Origin of the sequence: Streptomyces sp. NPDC005435 (assembly GCF_040703155.1) — a bacterium.
Taxonomy (GTDB): Bacteria; Actinomycetota; Actinomycetes; order Streptomycetales; family Streptomycetaceae; genus Streptomyces.
Genome location: NZ_JBEXEQ010000003.1, coordinates 71,737 through 86,279 on the forward strand (window position 1 = coordinate 71,737; position 14,543 = coordinate 86,279).

Genomic DNA, 14,543 nt, shown 5'->3' on the forward strand with positions numbered 1-14,543 from the left:
TTCCGGGTCGTGCGAGTCTGAGTCCACTCCACGGCCCCGCTACAAGGAGTTAAAAAAGTGGCACGCGTCAAGCGGGCAGTCAACGCCCACAAGAAGCGCCGGGCGATCCTCGAGGCGGCCTCCGGCTACCGCGGTCAGCGTTCGCGCCTGTACCGCAAGGCCAAGGAGCAGGTCACCCACTCGCTGGTCTACAACTACAACGACCGCAAGAAGCGCAAGGGCGACTTCCGTCAGCTGTGGATCCAGCGCATCAACGCTGCGGCCCGCCAGAACGGCATGACGTACAACCGCCTCATCCAGGGTCTGAAGGCCGCGAACGTCGAGGTCGACCGCAAGATCCTGGCCGAGCTGGCCGTCAACGACGCCGGCGCGTTCGCCGCGCTCGTCGAGGTCGCGCAGAAGGCCCTCCCGGCCGACGTCAACGCCCCCAAGGCTGCGTGACGCTGCGCTGGCTCTGAGCCGACGTGACTACGGACCCGCGGGCTTCGGCCTGCGGGTCCGTTCTCTGTGTGTGGTGCAGCTGGTTCGGCACCGTCGAAATCCGCCGTCGTGGTCGAGCGCCGTCGCGACGGGACAACCCGAGGTGAAATTTCTGATGGCCCCCGAAACCCCCGACGCCACCCCCGAGCTGATCTCCCCCCGGTCCTCACGCGTCAGTGCCGCCCGGCGGCTCGCGCGGCGGAACTTCCGGGGGAAGGACCGGCTGTTTCTCGCCGAGGGGCCGCAGGCCGTGCGGGAGGGGGCCGCGCACCGGGGGACCGACGGCGGGGCCACGCTGGTCGAGCTGTTCGCCACCGTCGAGGCCGCGGAGCGCTACGCCGACATCGTCGCCGAGGCGCGGGACGCCGGAGCCCGGGTGCACCTGGCCTCCGAGGAGGTCATCGCCGACATCTCCACCACCGTCACCCCGCAGGGCCTGGTCGGGGTGTGCCGGTTCCTGGACACCCCGTTCGAGGACGTCCTCGCCGCCCGGCCCAAGCTCGTCGCCGTCCTCGCCCACGTGCGCGACCCCGGCAACGCGGGCACCGTGCTGCGCTGCGCGGACGCCGCGGGCGCCGAGGCCGTGATCCTCACCGACGCCTCCGTGGACCTGTACAACCCCAAGGCCGTCCGCGCCTCCGTCGGCTCCCTGTTCCATCTGCCCGTCGCCGTGGGCGTCCCCGTCGAGCAGGCCGTCCAGGGGCTGAAGGACGCCGGGGTGCGCATCCTCGCCGCCGACGGCGCCGGAGACCGCGACCTGGACGAGGAGCTGGACAAGGGCGCGATGGGCGACCCCACCGCCTGGGTGTTCGGCAACGAGGCGTGGGGACTCCCGGAGGAGACCCGCGCGCTCGCCGACGCCGTGGTCAGCGTCCCCATCCACGGAAAGGCCGAGAGCCTGAACCTCGCCACCGCCGCCGCCGTATGTCTCTACGCGTCGGCCCGTGCACAGCGCGCCCCCGGAGGGTGCCGTTCCGTCACCAACAGCTAGTAGGGTGACCCACTCGGGGGCCCTGCGCAGCCTGAGAGGTGGGGTACGGGGATGAGTGTGGTCGGCACGAGCACCGCGCCGGACGGGCGTGAGCTGCGCCGCGCGCCCGGAGCCGCGTTCCAGGCCCCGGCCGGTATCGACCCCGACCAGCTGCCCGACGGCCTGGTGGTCGCCGACGAGCACGGCCGGGTCGTCTGCTTCAACGCCGCCGCCACCCGCGTCACCGCCGTACGCGCCGCCGACGCCCTCGGCGAGCCCCTGGAGAAGGCGCTGCCGCTGGAGGACCTGGAGGGCAGGCGCTGGTGGCAGCTCACCGATCCGTACGGCGGCCTCGCCATCCGCGTCCGCCAGCCCGAGCGCAACCTGCTGCTGCCCGGCGGCCGCGAGGTGCTGGTCTCCGCACGGTACGTGCGCGCCGAGCCCCTCGGCCCCGTCCAGCGCCTCGTCGTCACCCTGCGTGACACCGAGGCCCGGCACCGCACCGAGCGCAGCCACGCCGAGCTGATCGCCACCGTCGCCCACGAACTGCGCTCCCCGCTGACCTCCGTCAAGGGCTTCACCGCGACCCTGCTCGCCAAGTGGGAGCGGTTCACCGACGACCAGAAGCGGCTGATGCTGGAGACCGTCGACGCCGACGCCGACCGGGTCACCCGGCTCATCGCCGAGCTGCTCGACATCTCCCGCATCGACAGCGGCCGCCTGGAGGTGCGCCGTCAGCCCGTCGACATAGGCGCCGCCGTCGGACGGCACATCCAGGCCCATGTGGCCGCGGGCCAGGCGGCCGACCGGTTCCTGCTGCGCGTGGAGAACCCGCTGCCCGGCCTGTGGGCCGACCCCGACAAGGTCGACCAGGTGCTGAGCAACCTGCTGGAAAACGCCGTGCGCCACGGCGCCGGAACCGTCACAATCGACGTCACGCCCGCGCCCTCCCCGCGCGAGGGCGAGGAGACAGGCACGTCGGTCACGGTGAGCGACGAGGGGCCCGGCATCCCGGAGGAATCCATGAACCGCGTCTTCACCCGCTTCTGGCGGGGCAGCAAGCGCGGTGGCACCGGCCTCGGGCTCTACATCGTCAAGGGCATCGTCGAAGCCCACGGCGGCTCCATCACGGTCGGCCGCGCCCCCGGCGGCGGCGCGCAGTTCCGATTTACGTTGCCCGTGAGCACCCCGGCCTATCTGGCCTAGGCGCCCACGGGCCATCCGCCCACCCCGTCCCCGTTAGACTCGGCCCCTGGCACCTTTGTGTCCCGCACGCGGCCCTGGCGAGTCCCGGCGCCGGTGACGGGGACCATCAGCCGGGGCACCTCCCAGCCGTAGCTGGGGGCCAATCGGAAGCACAGGAAGAGATGTCGGCACCGAATAAGTCGTACGACCCGGTCGAGGTCGAGGCGTTGAAACCGGAAGAGATCGAGCGTATGCGGGACGAGGCGCTCGCCGCCTTCCGTGCCGCGGACTCCCTCGACGCGCTGCACGAGGCCAAGGTCGCCCACACCGGCCCCGCCTCCCCGCTGTCGCTGGCCAACCGCGAGATCGGCGCCCTGCCCCCGCACGCCAAGGCCGAGGCCGGCAAGCGTGTCGGCATGGCCCGTGGCGCGGTGAACAAGGCGCTGGCCGGCCGCCAGGTGGAGCTGGAGGCCGAGCGGGACGCCCGCGTGCTGGTCGAGGAGGACGTCGACGTCACGCTGCCGTACGACCGCGTCCCCGCCGGTGCCCGCCACCCGCTGACCACGCTCTCCGAGCGCATCGAGGACGTCTTCGTGGCCATGGGCTACGAGGTCGCCGAGGGCCCCGAGGCCGAGGCCGAGTGGTTCAACTTCGACGCTCTCAACATCGGCCCGGACCACCCGGCCCGAGGTGAGCAGGACACGTTCTTCGTGCGGGGCGAGAAGGGCGAGGCCGAGTCCGGCGTCGTCCTGCGCACCCACACCTCGCCGGTCCAGATCCGTTCGCTGCTCGACCGCGAGCCGCCGGTCTACGTGATCTGCCCGGGCCGCGTCTACCGCACCGACGAGCTGGACGCCACCCACACCCCGGTCTTCCACCAGGTCGAGCTGCTCGCCATCGACGAGGGCCTGACCATGGCCGACCTCAAGGGCACCCTGGACCACATGGTCCAGGCGCTCTTCGGCCCGGACATGAAGACCCGGCTGCGGCCGAACTTCTTCCCGTTCACCGAGCCGTCCGCCGAGATGGACATGGTCTGCTACGTCTGCCGGGGCGCCTCCGTCGGCAACCCCGACCGGCCCTGCCGTACCTGCTCCAGCGAGGGCTGGATCGAGCTGGGCGGCTGCGGCATGGTCAACCCCAAGGTGCTGACCGCCTGCGGCGTCGACCCCGAGAAGTACAGCGGGTTCGCCTTCGGGTTCGGCATCGAGCGGATGCTGATGTTCCGCCACAACGTCGAAGACATGCGAGACATGGTCGAGGGTGACGTCCGGTTCACCCGGCCGTTCGGGATGGAGATCTGATGCGTGTCCCGCTTTCCTGGCTGCGGGAGTACGTCGACCTGCCGGAGTCCGAGACCGGCCGTGACGTACAGGCCAAGCTCATCGACTCCGGCCTCGAGGTCGAGACCGTCGAGCAGCTCGGCGCCGGCCTCAAGGGCCCTCTCGTCGTCGGTCAGGTGCTGACCATCGAGGAGCTGGAGGGCTTCAAGAAGCCGATCCGCTTCTGCACGGTCGACGTCGGCACCGCCAACGGCACCGGCGAGCCGCAGGAGATCGTCTGCGGCGCCCGCAACTTCTCCGTCGGCGACAAGGTCGTCGTGGTGCTGCCCGGCGCCGTCCTGCCCGGCGACTTCGCGATCGCCGCCCGCAAGACGTACGGCAAGACCTCCCACGGCATGATCTGCTCCACCGACGAGCTGGGCATGGGCGACGACGGCACCCACGGCATCATCGTGCTGCCGCCGGAGACCGAGACCGGCCAGGACGCCATCGAGCTCCTGGAACTGGTCGACGAGGTCCTGGACATCGCCGTCACCGCCAACCGCGGCGACTGCCTGTCCATCCGGGGCGTCGCCCGCGAGACCGCCATCGCCTACGGCCTGCCGCTGCGCGACCCCGCCCTGATCGACGTGCCCGCGCCGAACGCCTTCGGCTACCCGGTCAAGGTCTCCGAGCCGATGGGCTGCGACCGCTTCACCGCCCGGACCGTCACCGGTCTGAGCCCCGAGGCCCGCTCCCCGATCTGGCTGCGCCGCCGGCTGCAGAAGGTCGGCATCCGCCCGGTCTCGCTCGCCGTGGACGTCACCAACTACGTGATGACCGAGCTGGGCCAGCCGCTGCACGCCTACGACCGCTCGCTGGTCCAGGGCACCATCGGCGTGCGCCGGGCCGAGGAGGGCGAGAAGCTCGTCACCCTCGACGGCGTCGAGCGCACGCTGCACGCCGAGGACCTCGTCATCACCGACGAGCGCGGCCCGATCGGCCTCGCCGGTGTCATGGGCGGCCGCAACACCGAGATCGCCGACCACGACGACGAGGCGCACTCCACCACCGACGTGGTCATCGAGGCCGCGCACTTCAACGCCGTCTCGGTCGCGCGCACCGCCCGCCGCCACAAGCTGTCCTCCGAGGCGTCCCGGCGCTTCGAGCGCGGTGTCGACCCGCAGGCCACCGCGGCCGCCGCGCAGCGGACCGTGGACCTCCTCGTGCTGCTCGCGGGCGGCACGGCCGAGGCCGGGGTCACCGAGATCATCGCGCCCTCCGCGCCGCACAGCATCACCATCCCGGCCGACCACCCGGACAAGGTCGCGGGCGTGACGTACGGCCGCGAGACCGTCGTCCGCCGGCTCCAGGAGATCGGCTGCGACGTGTACGGGCAGGACGAGCTGATCGTCACCGTCCCGTCCTGGCGGCCCGACCTCGCCGAGGCCAACGACCTCGCGGAGGAGGTCATCCGCCTGGAGGGCTACGAGAACCTGCCCTCCACGCTGCCCCGGCCCACCTCCGGGCGCGGTCTCACGCACCGCCAGCGGCTGCACCGCAAGGCCGGCCGCGCGCTGGCCGGCGCCGGGTACGTCGAGGCGCCGAACTACCCGTTCGTCTCCGAGCAGGTCTTCGACCAGCTGGGCCTGGACGCCGAGGACCCGGCCCGACGGGTCGTGAGGCTCGCCAACCCGCTGAACGACGAAGAGCCCGTGCTGCGCACCACGCTGCTGCCGGGTCTGCTCGGCGCGCTGCGCCGCAACGACGGCCGGGGCTCGCACGACCTGGCGCTCTTCGAGACGGGTCTGGTCTTCCTGCCCCGCGCCGGGCGCGCCGCCGCCGTGCACCCGCCGGCCGACCGCCGGCCCACCGACGAGCAGCTCGCCGAGCTGAACGCCGCGCTGCCCGAGCAGCCGCGCCATGTCGCCGCCGTCCTCGCCGGGGCGCGCGAGCAGGCCGGCTGGTGGGGCAAGGGCCGCCCGGCCGACTGGGCCGACGCGATCGAGGCCGCGCGGACCGTCGCCCGCGAGGCGGGCGCCGAACTCGTCATCCGCAAGGGCCAGTACGGCCCGTGGCACCCCGGCCGCTGCGCCGAGCTGCTCGTCGTCGAGGACGGCGCCGAGCGGGTCGTCGGTCACGCGGGCGAGCTGCACCCGCGCGTGCTCAAGGCCCTCGGCCTGCCCGAGCGCACCTCCGCGATGGAGCTGGACCTCGATGCCCTGGAGCGGGTCGGCGACGACACCCCGCAGGCGCCGGGCATCTCCGCCTTCCCGGTGGCCACGCAGGACGTCGCCCTCGTGGTCGACAAGCCCGTGCCGGCCGCCGAGGTCGAGGCCGCGCTGCGCGACGGCGCGGGTGAACTCCTGGAGTCCATCCGGCTGTTCGACGTCTACGAGAACGCCGAGCAGCTCGGCGACGGCCGCAAGTCGCTCGCGTACGCGCTGCGCTTCCGCGCCGCCGACCGCACGCTGACGGTGGACGAGGCGTCGGCCGCGCGGGACGCGGCGGTCGCCCTCGCGGGCGAGCGCACGGGGGCGGTCCTGCGGGGCTGACCTTTCGGGGTGCTTCGTCGGAGCGCATGTGACGGCGGCGGCCGGTCGTGGGAAGTCCCACGACCGGCCGCCGCCGTTTCCGGCCCCCTCGGGGCGGTCTCGCCGGGCGCGCGGCAACCGGTCTCAGGTCCGCGCCCCGGCTCTCGCGCGGGCCGAGAAGACCGGGCCGCCGCCGTTTGAGGGGGAGCGGGCGACCCGGCCGGCCTCGCGCGAGGCACCCAGTGAACCCGCTCCGCCCCACCCGGCGACAGCGCGCACACCGCATGGGTGGACGTATTCCGTTCACACCCCGTGTGAAGCCGAACGCACTACGCTTACGGCACCAGGCCACCCCGGGGGGCGATGCCATGCAGCCCAACACTCTGCTCGACGCGATCCTGGACGAGGCGGGCGTCTCGCACGCCGGTCTCGCCGTGCGCGTCAACCAGGCGGGCCGCGGCCGCGGCCTCGTACTGCGGTACGAACACACCGCTGTGGCACGGTGGTTGAAGGGCCAGCGGCCGCGCGGCCAGGTGCCCGACCTGATCTGCGAGGTGCTGGCCCTGCGGCTGCGGCGGCCGGTCACGCTGGACGACATCGGGCTCGGGGTGCCCGGCGGGGTGGCCGTGGCGCACGCCGGTTCGCTCTCCGGGTTCGTGGAGCGCGCCACCGCGCTGTGGCGCTCGGACGAACAGCAGCGCCCGCACGTCCTGGGGGCGCCGGCCGTGACCGGCACGCCCGCCGTGATGCCGGTGTGGGAGTGGGAGAACCCGCCCGAGGACACCGACGTCTCGCGCGGCGGCCGCCACCGGGTCACCCAGACCGACCTGGACACCCTGCGCGCGGCCCGCGCCCACTACGAGCAGATGTACCGCAAGGCGGGCGGCATCGCGACCCGCACCCGCATCATCGGCTTCCTCAACGCCGAGGCGGCCCCGCTCCTGCGCGGCAGCTACACCGACGCCACCGGCCGCCAACTCCACCGCGCCACCGGCGGACTGGTGGCCGTCGCCGGCATCTGCGCCTACGACTCCGACGCCCATGGACTCGCCCAGCGCTACTTCCACCAGGCGCTGCGGCTCGCAAAGGCCAGCGGGGACCGGGGCTTTGGGGCCTACGTCATAGCGCTGCTGGTCAACCAGTCCCTGCACATGCGGGAGTTCCGGCAGGCGGTCGCCTTCGCGGAGGCGGCGCTGCGGGCGGCGGGGCGGCACATCACCCCGGCGCTCGCTTCCGACCTGTACGCGATGCAGGCCAAGGCGTACGCCCATCTCGGCGACACCGGGGGCGCGTTGTCCTGCATCCGGCGCGCGGAGACGGCGGCCGAGCACATCCGGCGCGGGCACGAGCCCGACGAGACCGGGTACGTCCAGCCCGGTCTGGTCAACGTCCAGGTGGCCGAGGCGCTGCTCAGCCTCGGGGAACTCGCCGCCGCGCGCGAGCACGCCGCCGCCGCGGTGGACAACCCGGCGCACGACCGGGGCCGCGTGCACCGACTCGCCATGCTCAGCACGATCGAGCTGCGCCAGGGCGATGCCGAGCACGCCGTCGCGACCGCCGTTCAGATGGCCGAGCAGGCGCGTGGCATGGAGTCGCGCCGGCTGCGGGAGAGACTCAGAGAGGTGCGCGAACATCTGGTGCGCTTCGGCTCGGCCGGGGCGGCGGAGGCGGCGGAACTGATCGACGGGGCGCTGCGCGTGCCCCTGTAGAAGCAGGCGGGGCGTGTGGATGCAGGTGGCCGGGCGCACGGTAGGCCGGTCCTTGTCCCTGCTGCGATATTGCCACTGACTCGGCGGAAGGTGGCAGAACCGTGCAGTGGACGAAACAGAACGAGCAGACTGTGTACGCAAACCGCTGGTTCAGCGTCAACCTGGCGGACGTGGAGCTGCCGGACGGCAGGCACCTCGATCACTTCATGATCCGGCTGCGGCCGGTCGCCGTCGCCACGGTGGTCAACGAGGCCAACGAGGTCCTCCTGCTGTGGCGGCACCGTTTCATCACCGACAGCTGGGGCTGGGAACTGCCCGCCGGCGTGGTGGAGGACGGCGAGGACATCGCGGGCGCGGCCGCCCGGGAACTGGAGGAGGAGACGGGCTGGCGCCCCGGCCCGCTGCACCACCTCATGAGCGTCGAGCCGTCCAACGGCCTCACCGACGCCCGGCACCACATCTACTGGTCCGACCGGGGCGAGTATCTCGGCCCGCCCGTCGACGACTTCGAGTCCGACCGGCGCGAGTGGGTGCCCCTGAAAATCGTCCCGGACCTGATCGCCCGGGGCGAGGTCCCGGCGGCGAACATGGCGGCCGCGTTACTGCTGCTGCACCATCTGCGGCTGACGGAGGGGTGAGGGCGCTCGGGGGTGGGGGACCGTCGTAGGCGGCGGTCCTCAGCCCGATTCCCGGTCGGCCGCGGCCGCCCCGCGCCCCGCCGCCCAGGCGGAGGCCCACCAGCAGGCGGCGGCCAGGGGGAGCGCGAGCAGCAGGGGCAGCGCCGGGAAATGCGCGCCGGAGGAGTAGGCCGCGCGGACGGCGGCGTTCGCCGGGGAACCGGAGAGGACCAGCAGCAGCACCGAGCCGACGATCAGCGCGCCCGCCGCGCCCGCCGTCGTACGCACCAGCGACGGGGTGCAGACCGCGCCGAGCGCGCTGCCCGCCAGCAGACAGACCAGCCCCACGGCCAGCCCGTCACCGAGCACCGTCACGCCCGCCATGCCCCGGGGCACCCGGCAGGCCGGCAGCGCGGCCCCCGCCGCGACCAGCACCAGCAGCAGACCGACCGCGAACGTGACGGCCAGCGCGGCGTACTGCGGCCGGCGCGCACCGGCCGCCGCGGCGAGACAGGCCCGCGCGGCGGGCGGCTCCGCCGCCGGGAGCGCCCGGGTGAGCCAGGCGAGGGCGGGCACCAGCGCGGCCGCGTTCCAGCCGAGCTGGCTGCCCAGCGAGGACTGACCGTCCAGGGAGATCGCGAGGAGCCCCAGATAGAGCAGGACGGGCGGCAGCCAGCGCTGGGAGCGCACGAGAAGAGCGGTCTGATAGCGGAGCAGGGCCCTCATCGCCGGCCGCCGCTCACCCGGCGGATATGGGTGCCGTCGCCGCCCGGCGGGGCGGTGAGCAGTGCGCGGAGCAGGGCGTCGGAGTGGTCCTCGTCGGTCCGCAGCCGTACGGCGCCGTCCGGCAGGGCGGTCACCGCGTGCACGCCCGGCAGCGCGGCCGGGTCGTCGGGGCCGCCCGTGTACTCGATCGACACCACGGGGGTGGTGGCCTGCCGGGTCGCGGTCACCGTGCCGTCGCCGACCGCCCACCGCAGACGGGTGTGGTCCGCGAGCCGGGCCGGGGCGTGGTCGACGTAGACGACGGTCGTGCCGTCGGCCACCCGCTGTTCCACGGCCTCGTCCAGCTCACCGCGCGACTCCGCGTCGAGGCCGGTCCACGCCTCGTCCAGCACCAGCAGCGCGGGCTCGCCGAGCAGCGCCTGTGCGACCGCCACCTTCTGACAGGTCCCCTTGGAGAGCCGGGCGAGCGGCTGTTCCGCGTACGCCCCGGCGCCGAAGCGCTCAAGGAGCCGTCTCCCGCGCCGTTCGGCCTCCGCCGGGGCCAGCCCGTGAGCCTGGCCCATGAGCCGGAGGTACTGCACGGAGGTGAACGGCAGCGTGGCGGGGAACCGCTCGGGTACGTACGCGGCCCGGCCGGCCCGTCCCACCACGCGCCCCCGCGCGGGCCGTACGGCCCCCGCGACGACACGCAGCAGGGTGGACTTCCCGCAGCCGTTGATCCCTTGAACGCGGATCAGTTCACCTGCGGGCACGTCCAGTCGGACATCACGCAGCACCCAGGGCCCACGCCACCCGTAACGCAGCCCGACTTCCTCAAGCCTCATCGGGTCAGCATAGGGAGGGCGGCGGGCCCGGTGCGTTTCCCGCCGGTCAGTTGCGGTAGCGGTAGAGGATACGGCCGCGGGTCAGGTCGTACGGGCTGAGTTCCACGAGGACGCGGTCGTACGGGAGGATGCGGATGTAGTTCTTCCGGATCTTGCCGCTGATGTGCGCGAGTACGTGGTGGCCGTTCTGCAGCTCCACCTTGAAGTTGGCGTTGCGCAGGCATTCGAGGACGGTGCCCTCAAGTTCCAGGCCCTTCGGTGTTCTTGCCAAGGTCGCTCGATTCTCTCTTGTCGGGGTTGTTGTCTCGGTGCGTGCTCGGGTCAGCGGCGCACCAGTTCCAGATAGCCGCCCGATCGCCGGGCGCCGGCGCTCTCGGCCAGCACGATCGCCGCGGTGTTGGTCTCGTCCACCTCGGCCCAGGCGGAGCCGATGCCGTCCCGGTGCAGCGCGCCCAGCGCGTGGGCCAGCAGGGCGCGCCCGATGCCGTGGCGGCGCAGGCCGGACCGTACGGCGAGCAGACCGATCCTCGCACGGGTACGGACGGGCACGACCCGGACCAGCCCGGCGTACTCGCCGTCCCGGACCGCCACCGCGTACTTCGACGGGTCCACCAGGGTGTCCCCGGCCGGGCGGGGGCGCACCTCGGCGGGCATGGTGTGCCAGCCGACGGTGGCCTCGACCTCCTCGCGGATCACACGGTCCAGCGCGCGCAGCCGGGCTTCGTCCGCCTGGCCCGCGGGCAGGACGGTCACGCCCGCCGGAAGCGGCGGTGTGTCCTGGTCCGGGCCGGTGGGCAGCACGTACTCCCGCTCACGGCGTGCGACGGTGAAGCCGAGTCGCTCCCACTTCGCCGTCAGCTCGTGGTCGTCCTCGCCGGCCAGGGTGTGGACCGGTCCGGTGAGACCGGCCAGCATCGCGGCGGCGAGCTCGTCGAAGACCGCGTCCTGCCATACGTCGACGCTGATGAAGACCCGCCCGTCGGGGCGGTGCGAGACATCGCCGTGTCCGACGGTCCGGCCGTCGTCCACGGCCTCCCAGCGCGCCTCGTCGGCCCGCGTGATGTGCACAGTGTCCATAGGTGTTCGCCTTTCAGGAATGCCTTGTCGAACAGACGCTCCCGACGACACCTGGATCAGTCGCACACCGTGACACACAGAGGGAGCACCCACTTCACTACAGCGTTCATGGGTCTCACCTCCTCAATCCAAGCCACGGTCCCCCGCAAGCTACCAGCCCGACCAGGTCCGGGGCCAACTCTTTTCCCGGCGGCGCCCTCCGCGACGTGTTGGTACGGTGCCGGAGCCGCGTCGACGGGATCGTCCTGACGGCGCCCGGGGGAGGGGGCAGGGGATGCGGGCACCAGAGCGCCGGCGCGCGACGGCCGCCGCCCTGTCGACCGCCTCGGCGCTCGGTCTTCGCTCCGACGACGCGATCGTCCTGCACGACTCCAACAAACTCACCCTGCGACTGCTGCCCTGCGACGTCGTCGCCCGGGTCGCCCCGCCGGCACGTCAAGTCGCCCGGTTCGAGGTCGGGATCGCCCGGCGCCTCGCCCGGTCCGGCAGCCCGGTGGCCGCGCTCGCGCCGGGCCTGGAACCGCGCGTCCACGAGCGCGACGGCTTCGCGATCACCCTCTGGACGTACTACGCCCCCGCGCCGCCCCACGAACTCCCGCTCTGTGATTACGCCGACGCGCTCCAGCGGCTGCACGCCGGCATGCGCGCCCTGGACGTACCGGCCCCCCGGTTCACCGACCGCGTCGAGCAGGCCCGCCGACTCGTGGCGGACCACGACCGCACCCCGGCACTCGCCGACGCCGACCGGGAACTGCTCGCCGGCACGCTACGAGACCTGGGCCGAGCGATCGCCGCCCGTGGCGCGCCCGAGCAACTCCTGCACGGAGAACCGCACCCCGGCAACGTGCTCGCCACGCAGAGCGGGCCCGTGTTCATCGACTTCGAGACGTGCTGCCACGGCCCCGTCGAGTTCGACCTCGCCCACGCGCCCGAGGAAGTGGGGGAGCGGTATCCCGGCGTGGATCACGTACTGCTGCGCCAGTGCCGGACTCTCGTCCTGGCGATCGTCACCGCCTGGCGGTGGGACCGCGACGACCAGCTCCCGGACGGCCCCCGACTGGGCACGGAGTGGCTCGGCCGGATCAGGACGGCACTCGACCGCGACGGCAGGGACACGCTTGGCTGAGTGCGGCTTCACCACTGCCGCACGCCGTTGAGGGCCGCCCCTGGGATTCCAGTGAGCGGCCCTCGATGTGAGGCTGGGGAAACAGCCGGAAGACCGCCCTCGACCCAGATCTTCCGCGGGCCCGCTCCGAGCCCGATGCCGGCTGAAAGCCCATGGCGGTGCAGCAGCGGGGTCCGGCATCATCCCCAGGTGATGGTGATGCAACCCGTTCTGGAGATCTCCGCCGCTGACGACTTCGCGCTCTGGCCGGTTGGCGAGCACGAGTCATACCGCTACCTCGTGCTGAACGGGGAACTCACCCCGGCGGAGGTCGGCACGGCGGTCAGGCAGATCGCCGACTGCAACGCCTTTGAGCCGGAGGAGGAGCACGGGCCGTGCCCGACCGACCCGCTCGGCACATTCCTGCACGGGCTGCTCACCATGCCGGACCTGTTCGCCGCCGGAGGGTTCCGGGTAACCGAGAACGCCACCGACACCGTCTTCGTCGAGCCGGGCTGCTGCAACGGCCTGGAGACCTGGCGGGACTGGCTGGAGGTGCTCGACGGCACCGGCTGCTCCTACTTCGGCCACGATCCGTCGTCGGTGGCCGAACGCGTTGGCGACATTGTCCGGCTGACGTTCGACGTTTACGGGACGGACGGCAGCCCGGTGACCGAGCTGCCGGTGGACCAGGCACGCCGGCTCGTCGCAGGCGCCCGGCAGGATATGCAGGACTTCCTCGGTCTTGCCGGAAGCTGGGCTGAACAACACCTGCCGGCACACGCCGCCGCCATCACTGCCGCCCTGGCACGGGCACTGGACCTGGCGCCCGCACGATGACCGGCTTCCTGACCCACCGAGCGCACGTGCACGACGACCGGCTCCCCCTCCTCCGCCGCCACAGCGCGCTGCGGACCTGCGTCACCCTCTTCGCTCCGTACGGCTTCCGGGCGACGTACCACCACCTCACGCTCAGCGCCGCGATCCCCCGGCAACTGGAGGCGGACCCGGACGCGCTGGTGCGGGCGGTGGAAGAACTGCGTGAGGCGCGGGTGCTGTGGCTCACGCGAGCGGAGGAGTACGCCGCGCAACGCCGGGCGGAGAAGCGGGCGGGGCGGCGGGCTGTAGTGAATCCGCGACCATGGTGGCTGCGGAGCTGGTGGGAGGGCCCGAACCGCGCCTGGTACGAAGACCCGTTTCGCCATCCGTCGCTGCGGCTGCCTGAGTACGTCCGGCGACAGAACGCGATTCTGGACGGCGCCGACCTCCCCGGCTGCCCCGCCTGCGGGGACGAGAGACCGCCGGTGTCGAACTCGACCGGGCACGGCTGGGTGGAGCTGTGCCGTGCGTGCGCGTGGGTGCTGGCGCCATGCCCGTGCGGACAGCCGCACCGGTTCGTCCCGGAGACGCCGTTCCACTGGAAAGGGATCTGGCAGCGGGCACACATGGGCGATGACGGCATGCCGAACCCACATTGGCCTGCGGGCTGGCCGGTTGGATGCGGCACGGGGGCTTGAGTGCGGACGATCAGCCGGGTGGCGCGCTCTTCGGACCGTTGCCCGCCGCTGCTCGTAGCGAAGAGATATCACGCACGCTGCTGGGAGGTCGCCGGCTGGTCACCACACGTCGACGGACCAGACGTCGCCCCTGTGATGTCCGCTTGGATCTGGGGCGCCTGACCCGTACGGGTCAGGGCCAGCGACGACGTGGATGCGGGCGGCGGACGCGGATACGCGGTAGCAGTCCATCTGCCCTTGCCGCCCTGGCTGGTCCGGCGAGAAGTTGATCTCCACGAGCCCGTAGTCCCGCCGCAGCAGGCCACCACCGGGAACATCGAGGCATGTCGCCCCCAGGGCGGCTTCCCAGGCTTCAGGGTCGGCACCGAGTCCCACTCCCAGGACCTCACCGCACACGGCGACGTGAGCGCAGAAGTCCAAAACGGACACCTGCCAACTCCCTCAACTGTCCGGACAGGGCACCACTTGCTGATCTCCGCACAGGACAGGCGGACCAGCGCCCAGTATTCGGTGATCGTACAGAGCAGCTTGTCAGGG

General features: G+C 72.6%; 14 protein-coding genes. 10 read left to right on the plus strand and 4 right to left on the minus strand.

Translation table 11 applies throughout. The annotated features are described in order from the left end of the window. Positions 1 to 57: 57 nt before the first annotated feature. The 7 genes from rplT (at position 58) to AB0898_RS05185 (ending at position 8,778) form a co-directional block, all read left to right on the plus strand. The gene (gene rplT, locus AB0898_RS05155) at positions 58 to 441 is read left to right on the plus strand and encodes a 50S ribosomal protein L20 (protein WP_162469411.1); all 384 of its coding nucleotides are present in this window, start codon (positions 58 to 60) and stop codon (positions 439 to 441) included. 154 nt (positions 442 to 595) lie between these two features. Further along, complete coding sequence (locus AB0898_RS05160; protein WP_366801451.1) at positions 596 to 1,471, plus strand: RNA methyltransferase; 876 nt, start codon at positions 596 to 598, stop codon at positions 1,469 to 1,471. A gap of 51 nt (positions 1,472 to 1,522) precedes the next feature. Next, positions 1,523 to 2,656: an ATP-binding protein gene (locus AB0898_RS05165; protein ID WP_366801452.1), complete on the plus strand. Its 1,134-nt coding sequence runs from the start codon at positions 1,523 to 1,525 to the stop codon at positions 2,654 to 2,656. A 161-nt stretch (positions 2,657 to 2,817) separates the two neighbouring features. Further along, positions 2,818 to 3,939: a phenylalanine--tRNA ligase subunit alpha gene (gene pheS, locus AB0898_RS05170; RefSeq protein WP_366801453.1), complete on the plus strand. Its 1,122-nt coding sequence runs from the start codon at positions 2,818 to 2,820 to the stop codon at positions 3,937 to 3,939. Next, the gene (gene pheT / locus AB0898_RS05175) at positions 3,939 to 6,452 is read left to right on the plus strand and encodes a phenylalanine--tRNA ligase subunit beta (protein ID WP_366801455.1); all 2,514 of its coding nucleotides are present in this window, start codon (positions 3,939 to 3,941) and stop codon (positions 6,450 to 6,452) included. The genes pheS and pheT overlap by 1 nt, the downstream gene beginning before the upstream one ends. A gap of 347 nt (positions 6,453 to 6,799) precedes the next feature. Next, complete coding sequence (locus AB0898_RS05180) at positions 6,800 to 8,140, plus strand: transcriptional regulator (protein WP_366801456.1); 1,341 nt, start codon at positions 6,800 to 6,802, stop codon at positions 8,138 to 8,140. 101 nt (positions 8,141 to 8,241) lie between these two features. Beyond that, entirely contained in the window at positions 8,242 to 8,778 is a 537-nt protein-coding gene (locus AB0898_RS05185) for an NUDIX hydrolase (protein ID WP_366801457.1), read from the plus strand. A gap of 39 nt (positions 8,779 to 8,817) precedes the next feature. Here the strand turns inward: AB0898_RS05185 and AB0898_RS05190 are convergent, their stop codons facing one another. Genes AB0898_RS05190 through AB0898_RS05205 form a run of 4 tightly spaced genes read right to left on the minus strand, consistent with a single transcriptional unit; the run spans position 8,818 to position 11,384 of the window. Continuing rightward, a complete protein-coding gene (locus AB0898_RS05190) occupies positions 8,818 to 9,483 on the minus strand; it encodes a hypothetical protein (RefSeq protein ID WP_366801458.1) in 666 nt (221 codons plus the stop codon). Next, positions 9,480 to 10,307 (minus strand): ATP-binding cassette domain-containing protein, encoded by an 828-nt coding sequence (locus AB0898_RS05195; protein ID WP_366801459.1) that lies wholly within the window; start codon positions 10,305 to 10,307, stop codon positions 9,480 to 9,482. The genes AB0898_RS05190 and AB0898_RS05195 overlap by 4 nt, the downstream gene beginning before the upstream one ends. 46 nt (positions 10,308 to 10,353) lie before the next feature. Then, positions 10,354 to 10,578, minus strand: a complete 225-nt coding sequence (gene infA, locus AB0898_RS05200) for a translation initiation factor IF-1 (protein ID WP_161181672.1) — start codon at positions 10,576 to 10,578, stop codon at positions 10,354 to 10,356. Positions 10,579 to 10,628: 50 nt separating this feature from the next. After that, positions 10,629 to 11,384: a GNAT family N-acetyltransferase gene (locus tag AB0898_RS05205; RefSeq protein WP_366801460.1), complete on the minus strand. Its 756-nt coding sequence runs from the start codon at positions 11,382 to 11,384 to the stop codon at positions 10,629 to 10,631. A 274-nt stretch (positions 11,385 to 11,658) separates the two neighbouring features. On the opposite strand from AB0898_RS05205, the gene AB0898_RS05210 reads away from it, so the two are divergent. The 3 genes from AB0898_RS05210 (at position 11,659) to AB0898_RS05220 (ending at position 14,006) form a co-directional block, all read left to right on the plus strand. Then, the gene (locus AB0898_RS05210; protein ID WP_366801461.1) at positions 11,659 to 12,510 is read left to right on the plus strand and encodes an aminoglycoside phosphotransferase family protein; all 852 of its coding nucleotides are present in this window, start codon (positions 11,659 to 11,661) and stop codon (positions 12,508 to 12,510) included. A 192-nt stretch (positions 12,511 to 12,702) separates the two neighbouring features. Next, positions 12,703 to 13,329: a hypothetical protein gene (locus tag AB0898_RS05215; protein WP_366801462.1), complete on the plus strand. Its 627-nt coding sequence runs from the start codon at positions 12,703 to 12,705 to the stop codon at positions 13,327 to 13,329. Continuing rightward, positions 13,326 to 14,006, plus strand: a complete 681-nt coding sequence (locus AB0898_RS05220) for a hypothetical protein (protein ID WP_366801463.1) — start codon at positions 13,326 to 13,328, stop codon at positions 14,004 to 14,006. Before AB0898_RS05215 ends, AB0898_RS05220 begins: the two co-directional genes overlap by 4 nt. Positions 14,007 to 14,543 lie beyond the last annotated feature (537 nt).

What these genes read in the sequence shown, in the direction of transcription:
- AB0898_RS05220 (WP_366801463.1), top strand. Translation starts at nt 13,326, where the DNA reads ATGACCGGCTTCCTGACCCACCGAGCGCACGTGCACGACGACCGGCTC.
- pheS (WP_366801453.1), top strand. Translation starts at nt 2,818, where the DNA reads ATGTCGGCACCGAATAAGTCGTACGACCCGGTCGAGGTCGAGGCGTTG.
- AB0898_RS05165 (WP_366801452.1), top strand. Translation starts at nt 1,523, where the DNA reads ATGAGTGTGGTCGGCACGAGCACCGCGCCGGACGGGCGTGAGCTGCGC.
- AB0898_RS05205 (WP_366801460.1), bottom strand. Translation starts at nt 11,384, where the DNA reads ATGGACACTGTGCACATCACGCGGGCCGACGAGGCGCGCTGGGAGGCC.
- AB0898_RS05190 (WP_366801458.1), bottom strand. Translation starts at nt 9,483, where the DNA reads ATGAGGGCCCTGCTCCGCTATCAGACCGCTCTTCTCGTGCGCTCCCAG.
- AB0898_RS05215 (WP_366801462.1), top strand. Translation starts at nt 12,703, where the DNA reads ATGGTGATGCAACCCGTTCTGGAGATCTCCGCCGCTGACGACTTCGCG.
- AB0898_RS05210 (WP_366801461.1), top strand. Translation starts at nt 11,659, where the DNA reads ATGCGGGCACCAGAGCGCCGGCGCGCGACGGCCGCCGCCCTGTCGACC.
- AB0898_RS05195 (WP_366801459.1), bottom strand. Translation starts at nt 10,307, where the DNA reads ATGAGGCTTGAGGAAGTCGGGCTGCGTTACGGGTGGCGTGGGCCCTGG.
- AB0898_RS05160 (WP_366801451.1), top strand. Translation starts at nt 596, where the DNA reads ATGGCCCCCGAAACCCCCGACGCCACCCCCGAGCTGATCTCCCCCCGG.
- AB0898_RS05180 (WP_366801456.1), top strand. Translation starts at nt 6,800, where the DNA reads ATGCAGCCCAACACTCTGCTCGACGCGATCCTGGACGAGGCGGGCGTC.
- pheT (WP_366801455.1), top strand. Translation starts at nt 3,939, where the DNA reads ATGCGTGTCCCGCTTTCCTGGCTGCGGGAGTACGTCGACCTGCCGGAG.